The sequence below is a fragment of the Cellulomonas fengjieae genome (assembly GCF_018388465.1).
GTDB classification, from domain to species: domain Bacteria; phylum Actinomycetota; class Actinomycetes; order Actinomycetales; family Cellulomonadaceae; genus Cellulomonas; species Cellulomonas fengjieae.
Genome location: NZ_CP074404.1, coordinates 1,544,952 through 1,568,356 on the forward strand (window position 1 = coordinate 1,544,952; position 23,405 = coordinate 1,568,356).

Here is a 23,405-nt window from a genome sequence, read left to right on the forward strand (position 1 = left end):
GCGGCGGCATGAACGGTGCACACCCCGGGACCGACCTGCCCGTCGTGCAGGTCGATCTCGGGGAGGGGGTGCGCGCCGGGTTCACCACCCGCGCCTGTGGCGTGAGCCGCCCGCCCTACGACGCCCTCAACCTCGGTACCGCGGTCGGCGACGACCCGGTGGCGGTCGGCCGCAACCGGGAGCGGCTCGCGCGGTGGGCCGGCGCGCCGGTCGCGTACGCGACCCAGGTGCACGGAGCGCGCGTCGTCCTTTTGTCCGACCCGCCCGGGAGCGGTGCGTCCGTGGGTGAGGCCGACGCGCTGGTGTCCGTGTCACCGCGCGTCGCGGTCGCGGTGCTCGTGGCCGACTGCGTACCCGTCCTGCTGGCCGACGCGGCTGCCGGGGTGGTGGCCGCCGTGCACGCGGGCCGGCGGGGACTGGCGGAGGGCGTCGTCCAGGCGGCCGTCGGCTCGATGGTCGAGCAGGGCGCGGACGTCGCGCGGATCCGGGCGGCGATCGGGCCGTCGATCGCCGGCGAGTCGTACGAGGTGCCCGCCGCGCTGCAGGACGAGGTCGCGCAGCTCGTTCCGGAGACCCGGGCGACGACGGCGTGGGGCACCCCGGCCCTGGACCTGCCCGCCGGCGTCGACGCCGTGCTGCGGCGGACCGGCGTCCGGGCCGTGTCCCGGCTGGGACGGGACACCTGGGCGGACCCGGTGCTGTTCTCGTTCCGCCGTTCGCCGCGCACGGGCCGGTTCGCGGGGGTGGTGCGGCCGCCCGCCTGACAGCGCCGACTGTGGTCACGCCAAGTATCTCGGGCGTGTCGCGACCGGTCGGGAACGGGTGCGTTGCTACCGTGACGGCCAGAGGGAGCTCACCGCTGTCGGCCCGACCGACGCGGGGCTCCGGGGTGGTCCGGAGAGATCCGGGGAGGGAGCGAACGCGATGGCCGGAGCGCTGCGCAAGACGATGCTGTACCTCGGCCTGGCCGACGACCGGTCTGAGCACGAGGAGTACCTCGAGGAGTTCGACGACCAGGAGGTCGCGGTGCCGCAGGAGTTCGAGGCCCAGGTCACGCCGTTGCACCGGCCGACCCGCACGACCGTGCCCACGCAGGCGCCGTCGCAGGTCGCGCCCGTGGCGGGCGAGCTCCGTCGGATCACGACGATCCACCCGCGCTCCTACAACGACGCGCGCAAGATCGGCGAGGCGTTCCGCGAGGGCACCCCGGTCATCATGAACCTCACGGACATGGACGACGCCGACGCCAAGCGGCTGGTCGACTTCTCCGCCGGCCTGATCTTCGGCCTGCACGGCGCGATCGAGCGCGTGACCAGCAAGGTGTTCCTGCTCTCGCCCGCGCACGTCGAGGTCGCCGGTGAGGCCGCTGGGCCCGCCGCCGAGCCCCCGACGCGCGCAGGCTTCTACAACCAGAGCTGACGGATGCAACTCGTCGCGGCCCTGCTGTTCTACGTCGTCCTCGCGTTCTTCCTGCTGCTGCTCATCCGGCTCGTGCTGGACTGGGTGCAGTTCTTCGCGCGGGACTGGCACCCCTCGGGGATCGCGCTCGTGGTCGCCGAGGTGACGTACACGGTGACCGACCCGCCGCTCAAGGCGCTGCGCAGGATCCTGCCGCCGCTGACCATCGGCTCGGTCCGGCTCGATCTCGCGTTCCTCGTGCTCGTGCTCGCCTGCTCGATCCTGATGTCCCTGCTCAGCAGCATTTGAGGGTGACCTCTCCCCGTTCGTCGGCGTGTCGCAGGGGCATGCGCGCGCCGCATTGTCCGCTACCGTGGCCCGAGGCGGTCGGTGGACTGCCGCCGGCCCGACCGAGCACTACCGACTGAGGTGATGACGATGGCTCTGCTGACTGCAGACGAGGTCTTGAACAAGAAGTTCCAGGCCACGAAGTTCCGCGAGGGCTACGACCAGGACGAGGTCGACGACTTCCTGGACGAGGTCGTCAACACGCTGCGCGACCTGCAGGGTGAGAACGACGACCTGAAGACGAAGCTCGCTGCGGCCGAGCGCCGCATCGCTGAGCTGAGCCGCGCGGGCTCGCAGCAGGCGGCGCCGGCGCCCAAGCCGGAACCCACTCCCGAGCCCGCACCGGCGCCGGCCCCCGTGGCCGCCGCTCCGGTCGCCCAGCAGGCGCCGATCGTGGCGCCCGTGTCGAACGGACCGCGCTCGAGCGAGCCCGAGTCCGCGACCGGGATGCTCGCGCTGGCCCAGAAGCTGCACGACGACTACGTGCGCAGCGGCCAGGAGGAGTCCGACCGTCTGGTGGGCGAGGCCAAGAGCCAGGCCAACCGCATCGTCCGCGAGGCCGAGGAGACGTCGCAGCGCACGCTCGGCCAGCTGGAGCAGGAGCGGTCGCTGCTCGAGCGCAAGATCGACGAGCTGCGGGTCTTCGAGCGGGACTACCGCACCCGCCTGAAGAGCTACCTCGAGAACCTCCTCGGGGACCTGGACAACCGGGGCAACGCACTGCCGCCCCGTTCCGGTCAGCCGCAGACGGTCGGAGACGGTCAGAACCTCTGACGACGGCGCCCCGCGACCACCCGCCGGGCCTCCGCACGCATCACCACGGGTCGGTCCTGCGACCTCCGTGCACGCCACGCCTGGGTTTCGCCCAGGCGTGGCGTGTTGTGCACCCGGCGGACCCCGCATACAGTCGCGTCACTCGAGGACAGGGGGGCCAACTCGTGGCTATCAACGACGCGCTCAGCGCGGTCGACGTCAGGACGGACACCAAGGAGCTGGCGAAGTCCGTCAAGCAGTTCCTGGTACGGGACGGCGAGAAGCCGTGGACCGTGCACGAGGTGAAGGACATCGCCGAGGAGCTGACCGGCGACATCGACCGGCTGACCGGCGAGCTGGCGGCTGCGGATGCCGAGCTGTCGGACCTGCTGCGCAACTCCGGCGACGGTGCCGGGGACGACCAGGCGGACTCGGGCTCCTCGGCGCTCGAGCGTGAGCAGGAGCTCACGCTCGTGAACAACACGCGGGACCTGCTCGCGCAGACGAGCCGCGCGCTGTCGAGGATCTCCGCAGGCACGTTCGCGTCCTGCGAGTCGTGCGGCAAGGCGGTCGGCAAGGCGCGGCTCCAGGCGTTCCCGCGGGCCACCCTCTGCGTGGAGTGCAAGCAGCGCGAAGAGCGCCGCTGAGCCGCACGTAGACTCCTGCGGTGCCCATCACCACCGACGACCCGCCTGACGCGCCCGCGACCAGCACCACCCGACGTGCGCTGCTGATCACGCTCGCCTCGATCTCGGCGGTCGTGCTGCTGCTCGACCAGGCGTCGAAGGCGTGGGCGGTCCGCTCGCTGGTCGAGGGCGAGCGCCACGAGCTGGTGGGCGACCTGCTCGGAGTCCAGCTGGTGTTCAACCCCGGCGCGGCGCTGTCGATCGCGACGGGGATGACCTGGCTGCTGACCGTCGTCGCGACCGTGGTCATCGTGGTGGTGGTGCGCGCGAGCCGACGCATCGGCTCGCGCGCCTGGGCCGTGGCGCTCGGGCTGCTGCTCGGTGGCGCCGTGGGGAACCTGACGGACCGCTGGATCCGCGAGCCCGGTCCGGCCCGTGGGCACGTGGTCGACTTCATCGCGTACGCGGACTGGTTCGTCGGCAACGTCGCGGACATCGCGATCGTGGCCGCGGCGATCCTGATCGTGATCCTGGCGACCCTCGGCATCCACCTGGACGGCACGCGGGACGGACGGGGCGACGGCGACTCCGGCGACGAGGCGAGCGATGAGCCTCGCGACGAGGCGGGCACCGGCGAGGCGCGCGACGTGCCCACCGACGCCGCGCCCGCGGTCGCACCCACGACGACGACGGCGACCGAGCAGAATGTCTGAGACGCGAGCGATGCCCGTGCCCGACGGGCTGGTCGGGGAGCGGGTGGACGCGGCCCTGGCCCGGCTGCTCGGGCTGTCGCGCACGCGCGCGGCGGAGATCGCCGAGGCCGGCGGCGTGCAGCTCGACGGCAAGGAGCTCGGCAAGTCCGACCGGCTGTCCGCGGGCGGCTGGCTCGAGGTCGCGATCCCGGACGTGGTGCCGGCCTCGACGATCGAGGTCGTCGCCGAGCCGGTGCCCGGGATGCGGATCGTCTACGACGACGACGACCTGGTGGTCATCGACAAGCCCGTCGGCGTCGCGGCGCACCCCTCCCCGGGCTGGACCGGCCCGACCGTGGTCGGCGCGCTGATGGCGGTCGGCTACCGGATCTCGACGTCGGGAGCCGCCGAGCGGCAGGGGATCGTGCACCGGCTCGACGCCGGCACGTCGGGCCTCATGGTCGTCGCCAAGTCCGAGCACGCCTACACGGTGCTCAAGCGGGCGTTCAAGGACCGCACGGTCGAGAAGGTGTACCACGCGCTGGTCCAGGGGCACCCCGAGCCGACCACGGGCACGATCGACGCCCCGATCGGCCGGCACCCGAGCTCGGACTGGAAGTTCGCCGTGGTGGCCGACGGGAAGCCCTCGATCACGCACTACGAGGTGCTGGAGATGCTGCCCGCGGCCTCGCTCGTCGAGGTGCACCTGGAGACCGGGCGCACGCACCAGATCCGCGTCCACTTCGCGGCCACCCGGCACCCCTGCGTCGGTGACCTCACCTACGGGGCCGACCCGTCGCTCGCGGCGCGCGTGGGGCTGACCAGGCAGTGGCTGCACGCGATGCGGCTCGGCTTCCACCACCCGAGCACGGGCGAGTGGCTCGAGCTGACCAGCGAGTACCCGGAGGATCTGCGCCGGTCGCTCGCGGTGCTCCAGGACGGGTACGTCTGAGGGGTCGCCTCCCGGCGGCGTGAGTGCAGTCACGTCCTTCGACACAGCCCGCGACGCGCCGGGGAGTGTCGGACGGGCGACGTAGGATCGCCCGCATGGCATCAGCTGGGGGCTCCGACTTCGTCCACCTCCACGTGCACACCGAGTACTCGATGCTCGACGGCGCGGCGAGGCTGGACGACCTGTTCACGGAGGCCAACCGGCTCGGTCAGACGGCGGTCGCCATCACGGACCACGGCTACCTGTTCGGCGCGTTCGACTTCTGGCAGAAGGCCAAGAAGCACGGGATCAAGCCGATCATCGGCGTCGAGGCCTACGTCACGCCGGGCACCAGCCGGTTCGACCAGAACCGGGTGCGTTGGGGCGAGGCCCACCAGGCGTCCGACGACGTGTCGGCGCGCGGCGCGTACACGCACATGACGCTGCTGGCCAAGTCCACCGCCGGGATGCACAACCTCTTCCGGATGTCCTCGCTGGCCTCGCTCGAGGGCCAGATGGGCAAGTGGCCCCGCATGGACCGCGACCTGCTGACCACCTACAGCGACGGCCTGATCGGCACCACCGGGTGCCCGTCGGGCGAGGTGCAGACGCGGATCCGGCTGGGCCAGTTCGACGAGGCCGTGCGGGCCGCCGGCGAGCTCCAGGACATCTTCGGCAAGGAGAACTACTACGTCGAGCTGATGGACCACGGGCTCGAGATCGAGACCCGGGTGATCAAGGATCTGCGCCGCTTGGCCGAGGCGATCGGTGCACCCGTGGTGGCGACGAATGACCTGCACTACACCAAGCACGAGGACAGCCACGCGCACGAGGTGCTGCTGTGCGTCCAGTCGGGCTCGACCCTGGCCGACCCCGACCGGTTCAAGTTCGACACCGACCAGTTCTACCTGAAGTCCGCGGAGGAGATGCGGCGCACCTGGGCAGAGATCCCCGAGGCGTGCGACAACACCGTCCTCATCGCCGAGCAGTGCGAGGTGGAGTTCAACACCGACGCCAACTTCATGCCGAACTTCCCCGTCCCGGCGGGGGAGAACGAGGACTCCTGGTTCATCAAGGAGGTCGAGACCGGCCTGCAGCGGCGCTACCACGGGACGATCCCGTCGGACGTGCGCACGCAGGCCGAGTACGAGACCGGCGTCATCACCCAGCTGGGGTTCTCCGGCTACTTCCTGGTCGTCGCCGACTTCATCAACTGGGCCAAGGCGCAGGGCATCCGCGTCGGCCCGGGCCGCGGGTCGGCGGCCGGCTCGATGGCGTCGTACGCCATGGGCATCACCGAGCTGGACCCGCTCGAGCACGGGCTGATCTTCGAGCGGTTCCTCAACCCGGAGCGCGTCTCCTGGCCCGATGTCGACGTCGACTTCGACGAGCGCCGGCGCGGCGAGGTCATCCGGTACGTCACGGACAAGTACGGCGAGGACCGGGTGGCGCAGATCGTCACCTACGGCACCATCAAGGCCAAGCAGGCGCTCAAGGACGCCTCCCGGGTCCTCGGCTTCCCCTTCGCGATGGGGGAGAAGCTCACCAAGGCGATGCCGCCCGCGGTGATGGGCAAGGACATCACGCTCTCGGGCATCTACGACCCCCAGGACTCCCGGTACGCCGAGGCCGACGAGTTCCGCCAGGTGGTGCAGGCCGACCCCGAGGCGCAGCGCGTCCTGGAGACGGCGAAGGGCCTGGAGAACCTCAAGCGGCAGTGGGGCGTGCACGCCGCCGGCGTCATCATGTCCAGCGAGCCGCTGGTCGACATCGTCCCGATCATGCGACGCCCGCAGGACGGCGCGATCATCACGCAGTTCGACCAGCCCGGGTCCGAGGCCCTGGGTCTGATCAAGATGGACTTCCTCGGCCTGCGCAACCTCACGATCCTCGACGACGCGCTCGAGAACATCGAGATGAACGGCAAGGCACCGATCAAGATCGAGGAGGTCCCGCTCGACGACCCGGCGACGTACGAGCTGCTCGGTCGCGGTGACACCCTGGGCGTGTTCCAGCTCGACGGCGGACCCATGCGGTCCCTGCTGCGCCAGATGCGCCCCGACAACTTCGAGGACATCTCGGCCGTCATCGCGCTGTACCGCCCGGGCCCGATGGGGATGAACTCCCACATCAACTACGCGCTGCGCAAGAACGGCCTGCAGAAGGTGGAGCCCATCCACCCCGAGCTCGAGGAGGCGCTCGAGGAGGTCGTGGGCGTCACTCACGGCCTGATCGTCTACCAGGAGCAGGTGCAGCGCGCCGCGCAGAAGCTGGCCGGGTACACGCTCGGCCAGGCCGACCTGCTGCGGCGCGCGATGGGCAAGAAGAAGAAGGAGGTCCTGGACAAGGAGTTCGTGCCGTTCCAGGCCGGCATGCGCGAGCGCGGGTACTCGGACACCTCGATCCAGGCCGTCTGGGACGTGCTGGTGCCGTTCGCCGGGTACGCCTTCAACAAGGCGCACTCCGCCGCGTACGGCGTGATCTCCTACTGGACCGCCTACCTCAAGGCGAACTACCCGACCGAGTACATGGCCGGGCTGCTCACCAGCGTGCGCGACGACAAGGACAAGTCGGCGCTGTACCTGGGCGAGTGCCGCCACATGGGCATCACCGTGCTGGCCCCGGACGTGAACTCCTCGTCCGCCAACTTCACGGCCGTCGGCAAGGACATCCGCTTCGGGCTCACCGCCATTCGCAACGTGGGCGCCAACGTGGTGGACGCGATCGTGCGGTCGCGCGAGGAGAAGGGCGCGTTCACGTCCTTCACCGACTTCCTGGACAAGGTTCCCGCCGTCGTCTGCAACAAGCGGACCATCGAGTCGCTCATCAAGGCGGGCGCGTTCGACTCGCTCGGTCATGCCCGTCGGGCGCTCCTGCTGGTGCACGAGCAGGCGGTCGACTCGGTCATCGGCGTCAAGCGCAAGGAGGCCGAGGGGCAGTTCGACCTCTTCGCGGACATGCTCGGCGGCGACGACGCCGGCCAGGGGTTCGCGGTCGTCGTGCCCGACCTGCCGGACTGGGACAAGAAGCAGCGGCTCGCGTTCGAGCGGGAGATGCTCGGCCTGTATGTGTCGGACCACCCGCTGTCCGGGCTCGAGCACGTGCTCGCCGCGGCGGCGGACGTGTCGATCGCGACGCTGCTCGGTGACGAGCAGCGGCCCGACGGGTCCACCGTCGTCGTCGCCGGACTCATCACGTCGCTGCAGCGCAAGATGTCCAAGCAGGGCAACCCCTGGGCCGCGGTCACCATCGAGGACATGGAGGCCTCGGTCGAGATCATGTTCTTCGGGGAGACCTACCTCGCGTACTCCACGGCGCTGGCCGAGGACGCGGTCGTCGTGATCCGGGGTCGCGTGCGGCGCCGCGACGAGACCATGCAGCTGCAGGCGATGGAGGTGTCCCTGCCGGACGTCTCGCAGGCCGCGGACGCGCCGGTGGTGGTGTCGATGGCGGTCTCCCGGTGCACCCCGCCGGTGGTGGAGCGGCTCCGCGAGGTGCTGTCCACGCACCCGGGCGTGACCGAGGTGCACCTGCGCCTCACGAGCCCGGGCCGCGCCACGGTCATGCGCCTCGACCACGGGCTGCGCGTCGAGCGCTCGCCGTCGCTGTTCGGGGACCTGAAGGCGCTGCTCGGCCCGAGCTGTCTGGCGTCCTGACCGGCAGGTGGCGCTGGCCGTCGCCAGCCGATCGGTTGTGATCCAGCGCCAGTCGCCGCGCTGCACGATTCGCGGTCGCATAGCCCTTGCGTTATATAACCCGAACTGAAACCATCGGCGATGTGCAGGTGATGGATGCGTTGGGGGACCCGGTCCGGCGGCGGCTCGTCGAGCTGCTCGCCGACGGTGAGCGCAGCGCAGGCCAGCTGGCGACCGCGGTCGGTGCGGAGTTCGGCATCAGCCAGCCCGCCGCCTCGCGACACCTGAGGGTGCTGCGGGAGGCGGGGGTCGTCGAGTCGGTGCCGCGCGGCCCGGTCCGGCTGTACTCGGTCCGGCCGGAGGCCCTCGACGAGGTCGAGGACTGGGCTCGCCGCACCCGTCGGTTCTGGGACGGGCACCTGGACGCGCTGGAGACGGAGATCGCCCGAGGGGCGCGCGAGCGGAGGAGACACGATGGCGACTGACCTGTGGGGCGTGCTCACGCCGACCGGGACCCGTGTCACGGTCCGGTTCGAACGGCGGTTCGCGACCGCGCCCGAGGACCTGTGGTCGTGCATCACGGACCCGGACCGGCTTCGGCGCTGGCTCGGACCGGTCTACGGCGACCTGCGGGTCGGCGGCCGGTACGAGCTCCGCATGGGTGACGACGTCGCGGGGTCCCCGCAGAACGCGGCCGGCGAGGTCGTGGAGTGCAACCCGCCCGCGCGGCTGCTGCTGACCTGGCTGTTCCCGGGCGAGCCGGAGTCGCGGGTGAGCGTCGAGATCCGCGCCGAGGGCGGCGGTGCACTCCTCGTGCTGGAGCACCTCGGTCTGGAGGAGGCCGCCGCGCGTGGCTACGGCAGTGGCTGGCACGCCTCGCTCGACCAGCTGGACGACCACGTCGCCGGGCGGACCGTCCGGCCCTGGGAGGACCTCTATCGGGCGGCGCTGCCGCGGTACCGGCAGGAGGCGTGATGGGCGAGCTGGGTGAGGTGCTGGTCCGGGGAGCGCGCCGCGAGGTGGCATTCACGCGCGTCCTGGGCGCACCGCCGGCCGACGTGTGGGCGGCGCTGACGGTGCCCGAGCGCGTGGCCCGGTGGATCGGGGACCTCGAGACGTCGGGCGACGAATACGTGCTGACCTTCCCCGACCCGGGCAGCCCCCGGACGCACGGCCGCGTCCTGGTGTGCGAGCCGACCAGCCGGCTGGTGGTCACCTGGACGCACGAGACGGAGGCGCCCGGCGAGGTGGAGATCGTCCTGGTGGCGCACGGCCACGGGACCGAGCTGCACCTGGTGCACCGTGACCTGCAGGCGGTCGGGGCGGCGGAGTACGGGGCCGGCTGGCACGAGCTCCTCGACGTGCTGGCGGATGCGGTCGGGTTTCCGGTCGAGACCCCGCAACCGTTCGCCGATGTCCTCCCGCGGTACCGCCGGCTGGAGGCGGCCGGGGTCGCGGGTGAGGTGACGACCGGGCCCGACGGTGCGACGGTCGTGGTCTCGCGGCTGCTCGACGCGGCGCAGGACGAGGTCTGGTCCGCCTTCACCCGGCGTGAGCGCGTGGCGCGCTGGCTGTGGCCCGTGACGCAGTGGCCGGGGGCGGACGACGAGCCCTGGGAGCCCGCGCCAGGGGAGCGGATCGTGTTCGCCGACCCGAACGTCCCCGGCGGCGTGCGGTTCGAGGTCCTGGAGGTCCAGCCCCAGCGCAGGCTCGCCGTGCGGTGGGGCCCTGCAGACGGCCAGGACGGGACCGACGTGATCTTCACGTTCCAGCAGGAGGGTGACGAGACGCTGCTGGTCGTGCACCAGGGGCCCTCGCCGGAGGTCGAGGGTGCCGGACGGCGGCGGGGCGGGGCCGACTTCGCCGCCGGGTGGCACGCGCTCGTGGACGCGCTCACGGTGCTGCTCAGCGGGGAGAAGATGCCCCCTGGCGAGGACCTCTGGGAGGCCGCCTACGCCGTCTACTCGGCGCCGGGTCAGCCGACCGTGGCCTCCTTGTAGCCCGTCGGCAGGTCGACCTCCACCACGTCGCCGCGGACCAGCTGGCGGCCACGGCGGGTCTCGTCCTCGCCGTTGACGGTCACGGCGCCGTCCTCGAGCAGGGAGCGGGCGTGCGCGCCGGACTCGGCCAGGTCGGCGAGCTTGAGGAACTGGCCGAGCCGGATCGAGTCGTCGGAGATGGGCACCAGGGTCATGGGGCCAGTCTGCCTGTTCGGGGAACGTGGGCGCGCACCGGCGCACCCCGGTGCTCGGCCGGTGGGCGTGGTCGGGCCGTGCCCCGGTCCGCGTCTTATGCTCGGGAACGTGATCACCCGGATCGACCTGCGAGGTCGCACCCTGTCGCGTCGCGAGCTCCTGGGCGCACTGCCTCGTGCCGAGGTCGACGTCGAGCACGCCGCCGAGGTCGTCGCGCCGATCATCGCGGCTGTCCGCGCCGGCGGTGCCGCGGAGCTGCGCGACCTCGCCGAGCGGTTCGACGGCGTGCGTCCGGTGCACCTGCGCGTGCCCTCGGACGCGCTCGCCGACGCCATCCAGGCCCTGGACCCGCAGGTCCGCTCGGCGCTCGAGGAGACCATCCGACGCGTCCGGCAGGTGCACGGGGCGCAGCGGCCCGCCGACTTCACGGTGGAGCTCGCGCCTGGTGCCCAGGTCCGGCAGCGCTGGATCCCCGTCCGCCGCGTCGGCCTCTACGTCCCCGGCGGTCTCGCGGCCTACGCGTCGTCTGTCGTGATGAACGTCGTCGCCGCGCAGGCCGCGGGCGTTCCCTCGCTGGCGGTGGCCTCGCCCCCGCAGAAGGACCGTGCCGGCCTGCCCGACCCGGTCGTCCTGGCCACCTGCGCACTGCTGGGCATCGACGAGGTGTACGCGGTGGGGGGTGCCCAGGCGGTCGCGATGTTCGCCTACGGTGCCGCCGGCTCGGACGAGGTGGACGGCGAGACGCTGTGCGAACCGGTCGACGTCGTCACCGGACCCGGCAACGTCTACGTCGCGGCCGCCAAGCGGCTCGTGCGGGGGATCGTCGGCATCGACGCGGAGGCGGGCCCGACCGAGATCGCGATCCTCGCCGACGGCACGGCCGACGCGACGCACGTGGCTGCCGACCTGGTCTCGCAGGCCGAGCACGACCCGCTCGCGGCGGCCGTCCTGGTCACTCCGTCGGTCGAGCTGGCGGGTGCCGTCGAGGCGAAGCTGACCGACCGGGTGGACGCCACCATGCACCGCGCCCGCGTGATGACCGCGCTGGGGGGCCAGCAGTCCGCCATCGTGATCGTGGACGACCTGGAGCAGGGACTCGACGTCGTGAACGCCTACGGCGCCGAGCACCTCGAGATCCAGACCGTCGGTGCCGCCGCGCTCGCCGAGCGCGTGACCAGCGCGGGGGCGATCTTCGTCGGTGCCTGGTCGCCCGTGTCGCTCGGCGACTACATGGCCGGGTCCAACCACGTGCTGCCCACCGCGGGGTGCGCACACTTCGCCAGCGGTCTCGGGGTGCACTCCTTCCTGCGGGCGGTGCAGGTGATCGAGTACGACTCCGACGCCCTGGCCGAGGTCGCCGACAAGATCGTCGCGCTCGCGGACGCGGAGGGACTTCCCGCGCACGGCGAGGCGGTGCGGTCCAGATTCTGAGAGACGCACGTCGCGGTCCAGAACGACCGTGACCCGCCCCCCCGCCCGCGCCCGCGGTCGTCGACCCGTCGAGAGGACAGCCTGTGACAGGCAACGCGACGTTCCGCCACCGTGACGTCGCGCTGCTGGGTGTCGTCGGCATCGAAGCGCCCGTCGTCGTCGCGTCCACGGTCTTCGACGAGCGCCTCGCACCGACCCTGGACCGGCTGCGGCTGCCACGCGGCCTGCTGGCCCGGGTCGCGGGCGTCCACGAGCGCCGCTGGTGGGACGAGGAGATGACCTTCGACGACGCCGCGACGGCCGCAGGCGCCAAGGCCCTCGCCGAGTCCGGCATCGACGCCGGTGACGTCGGCCTGCTGATCAACACGTCGGTCACCAGGACCTTCCTCGAGCCGTCGGTCGCCTCCCGGATCCACTCGGGGCTGGCCCTGCCATCGAGCGCGCTCAGCTTCGACCTCACCAACGCGTGCCTCGGTTTCGTCAACGGCATGACGCTCGCCGCGCAGCTGATCGACTCGGGGCAGATCCGGTACGCCGTCATCGTCGACGGTGAGGACCCCCGGCCGACCCAGGAGGCCACCCTCGAGCGGCTCACCGCACCGACGACCACCCGCGAGCAGTTCCTCGAGGAGTTCGCCACCCTGACCCTGGGCGCGGGCGCGGCAGCCGCGGTGCTCGGGCCGGCGCACCTGCACCCCGGTGCCCACCGGCTGGTCGGCGGGGTCGCCCGCTCGGCCACGCAGCACCACGACCTGTGCGTCGGCGGTGTCGACGGGATGAGGACCGACCCGTCCGGGCTGCTGGCCGGTGGCCTGGAGCTCGTGGTCGACGCGTGGAACGAGGCGCAGCGGGACTGGGACTGGGTGGGGGTCGACCGGATCGTCACCCACCAGGTCTCGTCGGTGCACACCCGCTCGATCGTCGAGGCGCTGGACCTGGACCCCGACAAGGTGCCCATGACGTTCCCGCGCTGGGGGAACGTCGGCCCCGCGGCGCTCCCGCTGACCCTGGCCGACCAGGCCGACTCGCTGCGCTCAGGCGACCGCGTGCTGTGCATGGGCGTGGGGTCCGGGCTGCACACCGCGATGGCCGAGATCATCTGGTGACGGCCGCCTCGCACCCGCCCCCGGACGTCCTGGCGGCTGGCGGCATCGACCCGCGCTGGTCGCAGACCGTCGAGGTGGGGCCGCACACGTGGCACGTGCTCGACAACGGCGCCACGCTGGGCACCGAGCCCGTCGGCACGCTGCTGTGCGTGCACGGGAACCCGACGTGGTCGTTCCTGTGGCGTCGGCTGGTCGCGGCGGGCGCCCGGCCGGACCGCCCGTGGCGCGTGGTCGCCGTGGACCAGCTGGAGATGGGCTACTCGGAGCGGACGGGAGAGCAGCACCGGCTCGCCGACCGGGTCGCCCAGCTCGGGGCGCTGACCGACCACCTCGGACTCGCCGGTCCCGTGGTCACCGTGGGGCACGACTGGGGCGGCGTCGTGAGCCTCGGCTGGGCCCTCGACCACCCCGAGCTGCTGGCCGGCGTCGTACTCACGAACACGGCCGTGCACCACGACGCCGACGACCCCCTGCCCGCCCCGTTGCGGCTGGCGACCGCGCCGGGCGTGCTGCCGGTCGGCACGGTGAGCACCCCGGCGTTCCTGGAGGCCACGCTCGCGCTGGCGCACCCGCGCCTCGACCACGCCGTCGCGGACGCCTTCCGCGCCCCGTACCGCACGGCCGACCGGCGCTCCGGCATCGGCGGCTTCGTCGCGGACATCCCCGGGACGGCGGACCACCCGAGCCGGCCCGAGCTCGACCGGATCGCCGACGGACTGGGTGGTCTCGACGTCCCGGCCCTGCTGCTGTGGGGCCCGCGCGACCCCGTCTTCTCCGCGCGCTACCTGCGGGACCTGCGCGACCGCCTGCCGCACGCCGACGTGCACCGCTTCGAGGGTGCCGGGCACCTGGTCGTCGAGGACGCGGACGTCGCCGGTGCGGTCCTGAGCTGGCTCGACGCACGCGAGGGGCCGTCGCAGCCCTCGGCGAGCCTGCCCGCCCGGCCCGCGGGCGAGCCCTACCGCGCCCTCGGCGCGACCCTCGTCGAGCGCGCCGACGACGAGGGCACCGCGCTGATCGAGCTGCGCGGGCCGCACTCGCGCCGCGTGAGCTGGTCGGCGCTCGCCGCGCGGACCGAGCAGCTCGCCCGGGGGCTCGCCGCGAGCGGTGTCCGGCCGGGGGACCGGGTGGGGCTGCTGGTGCCGCCGGGCGCCGACCTCACCGCGCTGCTGTACGCGTGCCTACGGCTGGGGGCGGTCGTGGTCGTGGCCGACGCGGGGCTCGGCGTCCAGGGGTTGACGCGGGCTGTGCGCGCGGCGGAGCCCGCGGTCGTCGTCGGGATCGAGCGGGCGCTCGTCGCCGCACGGTGGCTGCACTGGGCGCCCACGCTGGTCAGTGCCGGGCCGCTGCGCGCGGGGGTCGCTCGCGCGCTGGGCGTGGAGGCGTCTCTCGACGACCTCGCCGCCCTCGGCCGCGCCTCGAGCGACGACCTGCCCTGGCCGGACCCCGACGCGGACGCCGCCGTCCTGTTCACGTCCGGGTCGACCGGTCCGGCCAAGGGCGTCGTGTACACCCACCGCCGGCTCGCGGCGATGCGCGACGTGGTCGCGCGCACGTACGGGATCGGGCCGGACAGCCCGCTCGTCGCCGCGTTCGCCCCGTTCGTGCTGCTGGGTCCCGCGCTCGGCGCCGCCAGCGCCAGCCCGGACATGGACGTCACGTCGCCCGGCACGCTCACGGCGCAGGCCCTGGCGGACGCGGTGCAGGCGGTCGACGCCGCGGTGGTCTTCGCCTCACCCGCAGCGCTGCGTTCCGTGGTGCGCATCTCCGACGGGTCGCAGCGGTCCGCCCTCGCGGGCGTGCGCCTGTTCCTGTCGGCGGGCGCACCCGTCGGCCTCGCGCTGCTGGAGGCGGCGGCCGACGTGATGCCCGCCGCCGAGGCGCACACGCCGTACGGCATGACCGAGGCCCTGGTCGTCACCGACGTGTCGCTCGAGGAGCGCCGTGCCGCCGGGCCGGGCGACGGCGTGTGCGTCGGACGGCCGGTGCCCGGGGTCGACGTCGCCGTGAGCGCACTGGACGGCGAAGGGCGCGCGACCGGGGTGCCGGACCGGTCGCCAGGGGTCACCGGGGAGGTGCTGGTCGGTGCCGCGCACGTCAAGGAGCGGTACGACGGGCTCTGGCTGACCCAGCAGGCCTCCGCCCGCGACGAGGGATGGCACCGGACGGGGGACGTGGGACACCTCGACGGCGAGGGGCGGCTGTGGATCGAGGGTCGGCTCGCGCACGTGCTGGTCACGCCCGACGGCGTGCGGACGCCGGTCGGCCTCGAGCAGCGGGCCCAGGACGTCGACGGCGTCGTGTCGGCAGCGGTCGTGGGTGTCGGGCCGCGGGGTACGCAGCAGGTCGTCGTCGTGGTCCAGCCGGAGGTCTTCTCGCACGGCCCGCTCGTCGCGGACCCTGCCCTCGCGGGGGCAGTCCGTGCCGCGCTCGACGGGACCGAGGTGGCCGCGGTGCTCGTGGTGGAGCAGCTTCCGACCGACGTGCGGCACAGCTCGAAGGTCGACCGGACACGGGTCGCGGCGTGGGCGGAGCGGGTGCTGGCGGGGCAGCGGGCACGGCTGTGACGCGTGTCCTGGTCACGGGCGCGAGCGGCATGCTCGGGCGGGCGGTCGCCGCGCGCCTCGTGGCGGACGGGCACGACGTCCGGACCCTGCAGCGCAGCCCGTCGCGCGTCGCCGGGGCCGTCGACGTGCGCGGATCGATCACGGACGGCCACGCCGTGCGGGGCGCCGTCCGTGACCGGCAGGCCGTCGTGCACCTGGCCGCCAAGGTGTCGATCACAGGGCCGCTCGAGGAGTACGAGACGGTGAACGTCGGTGGTACCCGGGTGCTGCTCGACGAGGCGCGGGCCGCGGGGGTCGAGCGGTTCGTGCACGTCTCCTCGCCGTCGGTCGCCCACGTCGGCCGCTCGCTCCTGGGTGCCGGCGCCGCACCCGCCGACCCCGAGCGGGCCCGTGGCAGCTACGCGCGGACCAAGGCGCGGTCCGAGGTCCTGGCGCTCGCGGCCCACGGCCGGGACGGCCTGGGCGTCATCGTGGTCCGGCCGCACGTCGTGTGGGGGCCGGGGGACACCCAGCTGGTCGGGCGCGTGGTGGACCGCGCCCGGTCGGGCCGCCTGCCGGTGCTGGGTCACGGCGCCGCGCTCATCGACACGACCTACGTCGACAACGCCGTCGACGCCCTCGTCGCCGCGCTGCACGCCGAGCCGTCCGCCTACGGGCAGCCGTACGTGGTGACCAACGGCGAGCCCCGCCCGGTCGTCGAGCTGTTGGCCGGGATCTGCGCCGCGAGCGGGGTGCCGATCCCGCGCCGGCACGTCCCGGCGGTCCTGGCGCGCGGGGCAGGGTCGCTGCTCGACACCGCGTGGCGCACCCTCCCGCTGCCCGGCGAGCCGCCGCTGACCCGGTTCGTCGCCGAGCAGCTGTCCACCGCGCACTGGTTCGACCAGCGCCGCACGCGCGACGCGCTCGGCTGGGTCCCGCGGGTCACCCTCGACGACGGGCTGGCGCGGCTGGCGGCGTGGACGGCGCGGCAGCAGGCGTCCGCGGCTCCTTAGACTCGTCGGGTGACTGCTGATCTCGGCGCCCTGCCCCTGCGCCCCGACCTCGCCGGCCTCGAGCCGTACGGCGCCCCCCAGCTGGACGTGCCGCACCTGCTCAACGTCAACGAGAACCCCTACGCCCCCGCCCCGGACGTGGTCGCGGACATCGCCGCCGCGGTCGCGGAGGCCGCCGGAGGCCTGAACCGGTACCCCGACCGCGACTTCGAGGCCCTGCGGACCGACCTCGCCGGGTACCTGCGCGTCGAGTCGGGCGTCGAGCTGGCGGTCGAGCAGATCTGGGCCGCCAACGGGTCGAACGAGATCATGCTGCACGTCCTGCAGGCGTTCGGCGGTCCGGGTCGCACGGTGCTGTCGTTCGCGCCGACGTACTCGATGTACCCCGAGTACGCCCGGGACACGTTCACGGGCTGGGTCGCCGGGCGCCGCGAGGCGGACTTCGCGCTCGACCCCGACGTCGCCCGCGCGGCGCTCGCCGAGCACGCTCCCTCCGTCGTGCTCCTCGCGAGCCCGAACAACCCGACCGGTACGGCCCTGCCCCCCGCGGCGGTCCTCGCGGTCCTGGACGCCGCCGCCGCGGTGCCGGGCGGATGCGTGGTCGTCGTCGACGAGGCGTACGGGGAGTTCCGCCGCGCCGGGGTCCCGTCGGCGCTCGAGCTGCTCGCCGACCACCCGCACCTGGCCGTGAGCCGGACGATGTCCAAGGCGTTCGGCCTGGCCGGTGCCCGGGTGGGCTACCTGGCCGCGGCACCGGCGCTCGTCGACGCGCTGCGGGTCGTCCGGCTGCCCTACCACCTGTCCGCGGTCACCCAGGCGGTCGCCCGTGCCGCGCTGCGGCACGCGCCCGCGCTGATGGCGCAGGTGGGGTCGCTGCGCGACGAGCGCGACGCGCTCGTGGACTGGCTGCGTGAGCGTGGCCTGACGGTCGCGGACTCCGACGCGAACTTCGTGCTGTTCGGCCTGTTCGACGACCGCCACGCGGTCTGGCAGGGTCTGCTCGACCGCGGGGTCCTGATCCGCGAGGTCGGGCCGGAGGGTTGGCTGCGGGTGTCGGTCGGCACACCGCAGGACATGGTGGCGTTCAAGGACGCCCTGGTGGAGGTGGCAGGACTGTGAGTGCCAAGAGTGGCGGCCGTACCGCGCGCGTCGAGCGTGCGACGAGCGAGTCGAGCGTGCTGGTCGAGCTCGACCTGGACGGCACCGGCCGCACGGACATCTCGACGACCGTGCCGTTCTACGACCACATGCTCACCGCGCTGGGCAAGCACTCGCTCATCGACCTGACGGTGAAGGCGACGGGCGACACGCACATCGACGCCCACCACACGGTCGAGGACGTCGCGATCACCCTCGGCGAGGCACTGCGCGAGGCGCTCGGCGACAAGCGGGGGATCTCGCGCTTCGGCGACGCCACGGTGCCGCTGGACGAGGCGCTCGCGCAGGCGGTCGTCGACGTCTCCGGGCGGCCCTACCTGGTGCACACCGGCGAGCCTCCCGGGCAGGAGTACCACCTCATCGGCGGCCACTTCACGGGGTCGCTGACTCGGCACGTCCTGGAGTCCATCGCGCACCACGCCGCGTTCAGCATCCACGTGCGCGTGCTCGCGGGCCGCGACCCGCACCACATCGTCGAGGCCCAGTTCAAGGCGCTCGCACGCGCGCTGCGGTTCGCCGTCGCGCTCGACCCGCGGGTCGAGGGCATCCCGTCCACGAAGGGTGCGCTGTGAGCCAGGACCTGCCCGAGGGCTTCGAGGTCCCCGACGACCTCTCCGGACTGCTCGACGGCCCCGCGGAGGAGCCGTCCGTCGTGCTCGTGATCACCCAGGTCGCCGCGCCCGCCCCGCTGGCCGCGGCCTGCGCGATCGCCAAGGTCGACGTCGACGTGGTGCCGACGCAGATCGGTGCGATCGCCGCGCTGCGCGACCCGAAGGCCGCCGCGGCCGGGGCCGAGGCGATCTCGAAGCTGCTGCGCACGCTGCCGGTCATCCTGCTGGAGCGCCGCGAGGGGCAGATCACCGCGTCGCGCTGGACCGCGGGCGAGAAGGGCGACGAGCTCCCGGCGGGCCTCGTGCTCTCCGACGCCCCCGCCGTCCTCGAGGACCTGCTGCTGGGGTCGGTGCGGGCGAGCGACGTCGAGGGTGTCGTGTCGAGCGTCGGGATGTCCCGGTGGCAGGCGATGCGCACGATCGCGAGCTCGGCCAAGCGCAAGTAGTCGTCTCGCGGACCGGCGCGCGTCCATGACGAGCACGAGCCGCAGGTACCGTGGTCCGGTGCCCGCTCAGCCCCTCGTCGTCGTGCTCGACCACGGCGCCGACGACCACGCACCGCTGGCCGAGGCGCTGACCCACGCGGGCGCGCGCGTGGTCGTGACCGCCGACAAGCGCTCGGCGCTCGCGGCCGACGGGCTCGTGATCGCCAGCCGCGCGACGGCCGCGGGCCTGATGCCCGCCCTGCGCGCCCTCGGCGCGGACCAGGTGGTCGACCGCCGTCTGGCGGGCGGCCGACCGGTCCTCGCGGTCGGCGTGGGCATGCATGTCATGTTCGCCGAGACGGTGCAGGACGGGACCGCCACGGAGGGCCTGGGGGAGTGGGCCGGAGTCGTGGACGCGGTCGCTGCTCCGCAGGCCCCCGCGACCGTCGAGGTGCCCGCGGGGTCGGCGCTGTTCGCCGGTCTCGACGACGCGCGGTTCGACGTCTCCCACCCGCGCGCCGCTCGCACGTTCCCCCTGCTCGACGACTGGCCCGCCGACACGCGGCTCGTCGTCCCGCTCGTGACCTGGTCGACCGAGGGCGAGCGCTTCGTCGTCGCCGTCGAGAACGGCCCGCTCGTCGCGCTGCACCTGGACCCCGTCTCCTCCGGCGCCGCGGGCGCCGAGGTGCTGGCCCGCTGGGTCTCGTCCCTGCCCACCGTCCCCGACCTCGCGGAGTGACCACATGACCGACCGCCTCGAGCTGCTGCCCGCCGTCGACGTCGCCGACGGACAGGCCGTCCGCCTGACCCAGGGGGCCGCCGGCACCGAGACCGGCTACGGCGACCCGCTGGCGGCCGCGCTCGACTGGTGCGCGGGGGGCGCCGAGTGGATCCACCTCGTCGACCTCGACGCGGCGTTCGGGCGCGGCTCCAACGCCGACCTGCTGGCCGAGGTGACCGGCGAGCTGGTCGCCAAGGGGGTCAAGGTCGAGCTGTCCGGCGGGATCCGCGACGACGCCTCGGTCGAGCGCGCGCTCGCCACCGGTGCCACGCGGATCAACCTGGGCACCGCCGCGCTGGAGAACCCGGAGTGGACGGCGCGCGTCATCGGCTCCTACGGCGAGCAGATCGCCGTAGGGCTCGACGTGCGCGGCACCACCCTGGCCGCGCGGGGCTGGACCCAGGACGGCGGAGACCTCTGGGAGGTGCTCGCCCGGCTCGAGGACGCCGGCTGCGCCCGCTACGTCGTCACCGACGTGCACAAGGACGGCATGCTCAGCGGCCCGAACGTCGAGCTGCTGCGCCAGATGTGCGCCCGCACGGACGCGCCCGTGATCGCATCCGGGGGTGTCTCCAGCCTCGAGGACCTGCGCGTGCTGCGCACGCTGGTCCCGCTGGGGGTGGAGGGCTCGATCGTCGGCAAGGCCCTGTACGCGGGCGCGTTCACGCTCCCGGAGGCGCTGGACGTCGCCGGGCGTCCGTGACCGGGCGCGAGCTGCCCCCCTCGTCCCCGTTCGCGGGTGACGACGGGTCCGCCGATCCCGCGGTCGCCGCGGCGCTGGCCGCGCTGGCGGACGGCTCGGGCACGGTCGGCGACCTGGTCGACGCCCTCGCCGGGACCCGCGTCCTGGTGCCGGTGCTCGCCGAGCTGGAGGTCGGCGACGTCGCGGTGCACGACGGCCACGAGCACACGGTCGACAAGGAGGCGTCGACGGGCATCGTGGCGCTGCGCGCCCCCGACGGCCGCACCGCCCTGCCCGTCTTCACGTCCGTCGCGACGATGGCGGCATGGCGCCCCGACGCCCGGCCGGTCCCGTCGGACGTCGCCCGGGCGGCACTGTCGGCCGTGAGCGAGGGGTGGGAGGTGCTCGTCGTCGACCCGGGCGGTCCGACGACCGTCCTGCTGCCCCGCCCGGCGGTCTGGGCGCTCGCGCAGCAGGAGCCGTGGCAACCCGCCGTCACGGCCGACGGTGTCGACCCCGAGCTGCGGGCCGCCATCACCGCCGCCGTGGCACCCGTGCCGGGGGTGCAGGCCGTCGACGTGGTGCCGGGCGCCCGGGCCGAGGTCGCCGTGGTCGTGGGGCTCGTCGCCGGTCTGGACCGCGCGGGCCTCGACGCGGTGCTGGCGCAGGTCAACGCCGCGCTGGCCGGGGTCGAGCTGGTGGCCGCGCGGGTGGACTCGCTCGAGCTGCGCCCTCGCGCTGCGGGCTAGCGCCGGCTCCGGACCGCCCACGCGAACGCCAGGGCGGTCAGCACGACGGCACCCACGAGCTGGCCGCCGAGGATCACCCGGTTGAGGTCGAGCGCGGGCTGCCAGTGCGCGCCGGTGTCGTCCACGACGTACACCCCGACCGCCCTGACGTGGACGCCGTAGCCGCCGCCGCCCCCGTACCCCTGCTGACCGCCGGTCGGGACGTCCTGCGCGTCGGCGGGGACGCCGACCTCTCCGGAGCCCGAGCCGGCCCCGGTGCCGCCCCAGAGCCGGGCGACGGGGATGACCAGCTTGCCGTCGCGCTCGTACGCCTCACCGAACACGCGGCGCACGGTGAAGGTGTCGTTCGCGGCCCGTGTGACGCTCGCGGGGTCGAAGTGCGGTACCGCCATGGGAACCTCCGGGGGACCTGGTCAGCCGGTGCAGGGTGCGAGGGGCGTGAACGCGGCCTCGTCGTCCAGCATGGCCCGCAGGGTGCTGACGGGCACCACAAAACTGTGGCCCTCCGAGTCCTTGGCGTACACCACGCCCACGACGCGCCCCTCGCCGTCGAGCATCGCCGACCCGGAGCTGCCGTGCTCCACCGGTGCGTCCGTGACCAGCACCTCGCCCAGGTTCTCGTTCAGGGGGTCGGTCTGGCTGCCGAGGACCTGCCCGGTGGTCACGGTGAGCGCGCGGCCCAACGGGTACCCGACCACGGTGACGGGGTCGCCGACCGCGGGGTCGGCCGGGGCCAGCTCCGGTGCGGCGGGCAGCGCGTCGTCGGTGCGCACGATCGCGAGGTCGGCCAGGTTCGCACTGCTGGCGGCGGCCGCAGCGAGGTCCCGCCCGTCGTACGTGCTCAGCTCGAGCGTGGCGGAGTCCTCGACCACGTGCCGGTTGGTCACCAGGGTGTGGTCGTCGAGCGCGAAGCCCGAACCGGTCGACAGGCTGCCGCAGCCGATGTTGCGGATGCGCACCGCCATGCGCTGCGCCGCATCGAAGCCGTCCGGAGAAAGGTTGCCGCTGGATGTCGCGCTCGGTTGCGGCAGGTCGGTGGGCACGACGCTCGTCGGGACCGGCGCGGGCATGGCCGGGAGCATGCTGCACCCGGCGGACAGGGTGAGGAGCGCGACGGCGCCACCGGCGAACCGCGCCAGCCTCGTCGGTCTCATCGGTCGAGCTCGCGCTGGAGCGCCGCGTTCGCGTCCGTCGCCCTGCCGCACACGGTCTGCACGTCGGAGCTGAACCGCGCGAGGTCGTTCGGGTCGTACTGGTCGGAGTTCTGCAGGTAGCCGATCAGGCGCTGCTGCCCGTCCACGCAGCTCGCCAGCGCGGTCGCCACCTGCCCCGCAGCCTGCGACACCCGCGCCTGGTAGTCGGCGAGCTGCTGCTGCGAGGCGGTGGTGTCACCCAGCTGCGCCTTCTCGTCGGCGAGCTGGGTGATCCGCTGCTGCGCGGCGGCCAGCTGACCCGCCGTGGCATCGAGCTCCGCCTGCGTGGCCGCGAGCTCGGCCTGCGACGCGGCGAGCTCCTCACCGGTCGAGCGCGCCAGCGTCTCCCACTTCTGCGCCGAGCTCTGCCACGCCTCGTTCGTCGTGAGCATGCGCCACAGGACCACGCCCGAGCCGACGAGCGCGGCGACGAGCAGGACCGCGAGCACCACCGTCGCGGTGCGCGGCCGGCGTCGGGTCGTCGCGGGTGCCGGTACGTCGGGTGCCGTCGGTGCCGTCGGGGTCCACGGGGCGACAGCCGGCGTGGTCGGGCCGACGCGCGTCACGTGCACCGCGGGCTCGGTGGCCGGGACGTCGGGCGCGCGGGGGTCGTCAGGCTGCATCGGCACAGGATAGGAGCCCCGCGGTGCCGCGCCGTCCGCCCGTCCGGGGTCGACGGCTCACACGACGGAGCCGGTGAACCTCTCGCCGGGCCCCTCGCCGGGGGCGTCGGGGAAGGGGGACGCCTCGCGGAACGCGAGCTGGAGGGAGCGCAGGCCGTCACGCAGCGAGCGGGCGTGCTGGTTGCCGATGTCGGGAGCCGACGCCGTGACGAGGGCGGCCAGCGCGGTGATCAGCTTGCGGGCCTCGTCCAGGTCGAGGTAGTCGGCTCCGCGCGCGCCGTCGGTGTCCGGGCTGAGCCCGCACTTGACCGCGGCGGCACTCATCAGGTGGACCGCGGCGGTCGTGATCACCTCGACCGCGGCGACGTCCGCGATGTCGCGGACCGCCGACTCGGGCGTGCCGGGGGAGTCGGGTGTCGTGCTCGCACTGTCCTGGGCCATGGACCGATCCTCTCATCGCGCAGGCCGCCGGCTGCCCGGCGACCACCGGCACGGAACGCGGACAGGGC

The 23,405-nt window shown here is 73.6% G+C and carries 26 protein-coding genes; 21 read left to right on the top strand and 5 right to left on the bottom strand.

The window, feature by feature from the left end:
* The first annotated feature begins 8 nt into the window (after positions 1 to 8).
* The 11 genes from pgeF to KG102_RS07170 all read left to right on the top strand — a co-directional run bounded on the left by pgeF (position 9) and on the right by KG102_RS07170 (position 10,383).
* A complete protein-coding gene (gene pgeF, locus KG102_RS07120) occupies positions 9 to 764 on the top strand; it encodes a peptidoglycan editing factor PgeF (RefSeq protein WP_208289133.1) in 756 nt (251 codons plus the stop codon).
* Between the two features lie 160 nt (positions 765 to 924).
* A complete protein-coding gene (locus KG102_RS07125; protein ID WP_208289132.1) occupies positions 925 to 1,419 on the top strand; it encodes a cell division protein SepF in 495 nt (164 codons plus the stop codon).
* A 3-nt stretch (positions 1,420 to 1,422) separates the two neighbouring features.
* Positions 1,423 to 1,707 (top strand): YggT family protein, encoded by a 285-nt coding sequence (locus KG102_RS07130; RefSeq protein WP_208213806.1) that lies wholly within the window; start codon positions 1,423 to 1,425, stop codon positions 1,705 to 1,707.
* Between the two features lie 129 nt (positions 1,708 to 1,836).
* On the top strand, positions 1,837 to 2,520 hold the full coding sequence (locus tag KG102_RS07135) for a DivIVA domain-containing protein (protein WP_208213805.1): 684 nt from the start codon (positions 1,837 to 1,839) through the stop codon (positions 2,518 to 2,520).
* A gap of 164 nt (positions 2,521 to 2,684) precedes the next feature.
* On the top strand, positions 2,685 to 3,146 hold the full coding sequence (locus KG102_RS07140) for a TraR/DksA family transcriptional regulator (RefSeq protein WP_208213804.1): 462 nt from the start codon (positions 2,685 to 2,687) through the stop codon (positions 3,144 to 3,146).
* A 20-nt stretch (positions 3,147 to 3,166) separates the two neighbouring features.
* Positions 3,167 to 3,838, top strand: a complete 672-nt coding sequence (locus tag KG102_RS07145; protein ID WP_208289131.1) for a signal peptidase II — start codon at positions 3,167 to 3,169, stop codon at positions 3,836 to 3,838.
* Positions 3,831 to 4,769, top strand: a complete 939-nt coding sequence (locus tag KG102_RS07150; RefSeq protein ID WP_208289130.1) for an RluA family pseudouridine synthase — start codon at positions 3,831 to 3,833, stop codon at positions 4,767 to 4,769. Before KG102_RS07145 ends, KG102_RS07150 begins: the two co-directional genes overlap by 8 nt.
* 95 nt (positions 4,770 to 4,864) lie before the next feature.
* Positions 4,865 to 8,404, top strand: a complete 3,540-nt coding sequence (dnaE, locus tag KG102_RS07155; protein ID WP_208213802.1) for a DNA polymerase III subunit alpha — start codon at positions 4,865 to 4,867, stop codon at positions 8,402 to 8,404.
* 131 nt (positions 8,405 to 8,535) lie between these two features.
* Positions 8,536 to 8,868: an ArsR/SmtB family transcription factor gene (locus KG102_RS07160; RefSeq protein WP_208213801.1), complete on the top strand. Its 333-nt coding sequence runs from the start codon at positions 8,536 to 8,538 to the stop codon at positions 8,866 to 8,868.
* Positions 8,858 to 9,358 (top strand): SRPBCC family protein, encoded by a 501-nt coding sequence (locus KG102_RS07165; protein ID WP_208289129.1) that lies wholly within the window; start codon positions 8,858 to 8,860, stop codon positions 9,356 to 9,358. Before KG102_RS07160 ends, KG102_RS07165 begins: the two co-directional genes overlap by 11 nt.
* Positions 9,358 to 10,383, top strand: coding sequence for an SRPBCC family protein (locus tag KG102_RS07170; RefSeq protein ID WP_208289128.1), 1,026 nt, complete (start codon positions 9,358 to 9,360; stop codon positions 10,381 to 10,383). Before KG102_RS07165 ends, KG102_RS07170 begins: the two co-directional genes overlap by 1 nt.
* Here the strand turns inward: KG102_RS07170 and KG102_RS07175 are convergent.
* A complete protein-coding gene (locus tag KG102_RS07175; protein WP_208213798.1) occupies positions 10,359 to 10,577 on the bottom strand; it encodes an RNA-binding S4 domain-containing protein in 219 nt (72 codons plus the stop codon). The two genes, KG102_RS07170 and KG102_RS07175, sit on opposite strands and share 25 nt — an antisense overlap.
* 109 nt (positions 10,578 to 10,686) lie before the next feature.
* Between KG102_RS07175 and hisD the strand changes: the two genes are divergently transcribed.
* From hisD to KG102_RS07225, 10 genes are all read left to right on the top strand, one after another.
* Positions 10,687 to 12,009, top strand: coding sequence for a histidinol dehydrogenase (hisD, locus tag KG102_RS07180; RefSeq protein WP_208289127.1), 1,323 nt, complete (start codon positions 10,687 to 10,689; stop codon positions 12,007 to 12,009).
* An 83-nt stretch (positions 12,010 to 12,092) separates the two neighbouring features.
* Positions 12,093 to 13,115 (top strand): 3-oxoacyl-ACP synthase III, encoded by a 1,023-nt coding sequence (locus KG102_RS07185; RefSeq protein ID WP_208289126.1) that lies wholly within the window; start codon positions 12,093 to 12,095, stop codon positions 13,113 to 13,115.
* Entirely contained in the window at positions 13,112 to 15,682 is a 2,571-nt protein-coding gene (locus KG102_RS07190; protein ID WP_208289125.1) for an alpha/beta fold hydrolase, read from the top strand. The genes KG102_RS07185 and KG102_RS07190 overlap by 4 nt, the downstream gene beginning before the upstream one ends.
* Positions 15,679 to 16,674: an NAD-dependent epimerase/dehydratase family protein gene (locus KG102_RS07195; RefSeq protein ID WP_208289519.1), complete on the top strand. Its 996-nt coding sequence runs from the start codon at positions 15,679 to 15,681 to the stop codon at positions 16,672 to 16,674. The genes KG102_RS07190 and KG102_RS07195 overlap by 4 nt, the downstream gene beginning before the upstream one ends.
* 9 nt (positions 16,675 to 16,683) lie before the next feature.
* Positions 16,684 to 17,793 (top strand): histidinol-phosphate transaminase, encoded by a 1,110-nt coding sequence (locus tag KG102_RS07200; protein WP_208289124.1) that lies wholly within the window; start codon positions 16,684 to 16,686, stop codon positions 17,791 to 17,793.
* Positions 17,790 to 18,404 (top strand): imidazoleglycerol-phosphate dehydratase HisB, encoded by a 615-nt coding sequence (gene hisB / locus KG102_RS07205; RefSeq protein ID WP_208213793.1) that lies wholly within the window; start codon positions 17,790 to 17,792, stop codon positions 18,402 to 18,404. The genes KG102_RS07200 and hisB overlap by 4 nt, the downstream gene beginning before the upstream one ends.
* Positions 18,401 to 18,889, top strand: coding sequence for a hypothetical protein (locus KG102_RS07210; RefSeq protein WP_208213792.1), 489 nt, complete (start codon positions 18,401 to 18,403; stop codon positions 18,887 to 18,889). The genes hisB and KG102_RS07210 overlap by 4 nt, the downstream gene beginning before the upstream one ends.
* A 58-nt stretch (positions 18,890 to 18,947) precedes the next feature.
* Positions 18,948 to 19,607: a type 1 glutamine amidotransferase family protein gene (locus KG102_RS07215; protein WP_249667509.1), complete on the top strand. Its 660-nt coding sequence runs from the start codon at positions 18,948 to 18,950 to the stop codon at positions 19,605 to 19,607.
* Positions 19,608 to 19,611: 4 nt separating this feature from the next.
* Positions 19,612 to 20,352 (top strand): bifunctional 1-(5-phosphoribosyl)-5-((5-phosphoribosylamino)methylideneamino)imidazole-4-carboxamide isomerase/phosphoribosylanthranilate isomerase PriA, encoded by a 741-nt coding sequence (gene priA / locus KG102_RS07220; RefSeq protein WP_208213790.1) that lies wholly within the window; start codon positions 19,612 to 19,614, stop codon positions 20,350 to 20,352.
* A complete protein-coding gene (locus KG102_RS07225) occupies positions 20,349 to 21,080 on the top strand; it encodes an SseB family protein (protein WP_208213789.1) in 732 nt (243 codons plus the stop codon). Before priA ends, KG102_RS07225 begins: the two co-directional genes overlap by 4 nt.
* On the opposite strand, the gene KG102_RS07230 is transcribed toward KG102_RS07225, so the two are convergent.
* From KG102_RS07230 to KG102_RS07245, 4 genes are read right to left on the bottom strand one after another with little or no spacing between them, the layout of a single operon-like run.
* A complete protein-coding gene (locus KG102_RS07230) occupies positions 21,077 to 21,472 on the bottom strand; it encodes a spore germination protein GerW family protein (RefSeq protein ID WP_208289123.1) in 396 nt (131 codons plus the stop codon). The genes KG102_RS07225 and KG102_RS07230 overlap by 4 nt on opposite strands.
* A gap of 21 nt (positions 21,473 to 21,493) precedes the next feature.
* Positions 21,494 to 22,234: a S1C family serine protease gene (locus KG102_RS07235; RefSeq protein ID WP_208289122.1), complete on the bottom strand. Its 741-nt coding sequence runs from the start codon at positions 22,232 to 22,234 to the stop codon at positions 21,494 to 21,496.
* Positions 22,231 to 22,896 carry a hypothetical protein gene (locus tag KG102_RS07240; RefSeq protein WP_243884270.1) on the bottom strand — a complete coding sequence of 222 codons (666 nt, stop codon included), beginning with the start codon at positions 22,894 to 22,896 and terminating at the stop codon, positions 22,231 to 22,233. The genes KG102_RS07235 and KG102_RS07240 overlap by 4 nt, the downstream gene beginning before the upstream one ends.
* Positions 22,897 to 22,953: 57 nt before the next feature.
* Positions 22,954 to 23,337: a DUF1844 domain-containing protein gene (locus tag KG102_RS07245; protein WP_208213786.1), complete on the bottom strand. Its 384-nt coding sequence runs from the start codon at positions 23,335 to 23,337 to the stop codon at positions 22,954 to 22,956.
* Positions 23,338 to 23,405: the final 68 nt, after the last annotated feature.

Excerpts from the sequence above, each read along its gene's own strand:
- pgeF (WP_208289133.1), top strand. The coding sequence starts at position 9 with ATGAACGGTGCACACCCCGGGACCGACCTGCCCGTCGTGCAGGTCGAT.
- KG102_RS07125 (WP_208289132.1), top strand. The coding sequence starts at position 925 with ATGGCCGGAGCGCTGCGCAAGACGATGCTGTACCTCGGCCTGGCCGAC.
- KG102_RS07130 (WP_208213806.1), top strand. The coding sequence starts at position 1,423 with ATGCAACTCGTCGCGGCCCTGCTGTTCTACGTCGTCCTCGCGTTCTTC.
- KG102_RS07135 (WP_208213805.1), top strand. The coding sequence starts at position 1,837 with ATGGCTCTGCTGACTGCAGACGAGGTCTTGAACAAGAAGTTCCAGGCC.
- KG102_RS07150 (WP_208289130.1), top strand. The coding sequence starts at position 3,831 with ATGTCTGAGACGCGAGCGATGCCCGTGCCCGACGGGCTGGTCGGGGAG.
- dnaE (WP_208213802.1), top strand. The coding sequence starts at position 4,865 with ATGGCATCAGCTGGGGGCTCCGACTTCGTCCACCTCCACGTGCACACC.
- KG102_RS07160 (WP_208213801.1), top strand. The coding sequence starts at position 8,536 with ATGGATGCGTTGGGGGACCCGGTCCGGCGGCGGCTCGTCGAGCTGCTC.
- KG102_RS07165 (WP_208289129.1), top strand. The coding sequence starts at position 8,858 with ATGGCGACTGACCTGTGGGGCGTGCTCACGCCGACCGGGACCCGTGTC.
- KG102_RS07170 (WP_208289128.1), top strand. The coding sequence starts at position 9,358 with ATGGGCGAGCTGGGTGAGGTGCTGGTCCGGGGAGCGCGCCGCGAGGTG.
- KG102_RS07175 (WP_208213798.1), bottom strand. The coding sequence starts at position 10,577 with ATGACCCTGGTGCCCATCTCCGACGACTCGATCCGGCTCGGCCAGTTC.
- priA (WP_208213790.1), top strand. The coding sequence starts at position 19,612 with ATGACCGACCGCCTCGAGCTGCTGCCCGCCGTCGACGTCGCCGACGGA.
- KG102_RS07230 (WP_208289123.1), bottom strand. The coding sequence starts at position 21,472 with ATGGCGGTACCGCACTTCGACCCCGCGAGCGTCACACGGGCCGCGAAC.
- KG102_RS07235 (WP_208289122.1), bottom strand. The coding sequence starts at position 22,234 with ATGAGACCGACGAGGCTGGCGCGGTTCGCCGGTGGCGCCGTCGCGCTC.
- KG102_RS07240 (WP_243884270.1), bottom strand. The coding sequence starts at position 22,896 with ATGCAGCCTGACGACCCCCGCGCGCCCGACGTCCCGGCCACCGAGCCC.
- KG102_RS07245 (WP_208213786.1), bottom strand. The coding sequence starts at position 23,337 with ATGGCCCAGGACAGTGCGAGCACGACACCCGACTCCCCCGGCACGCCC.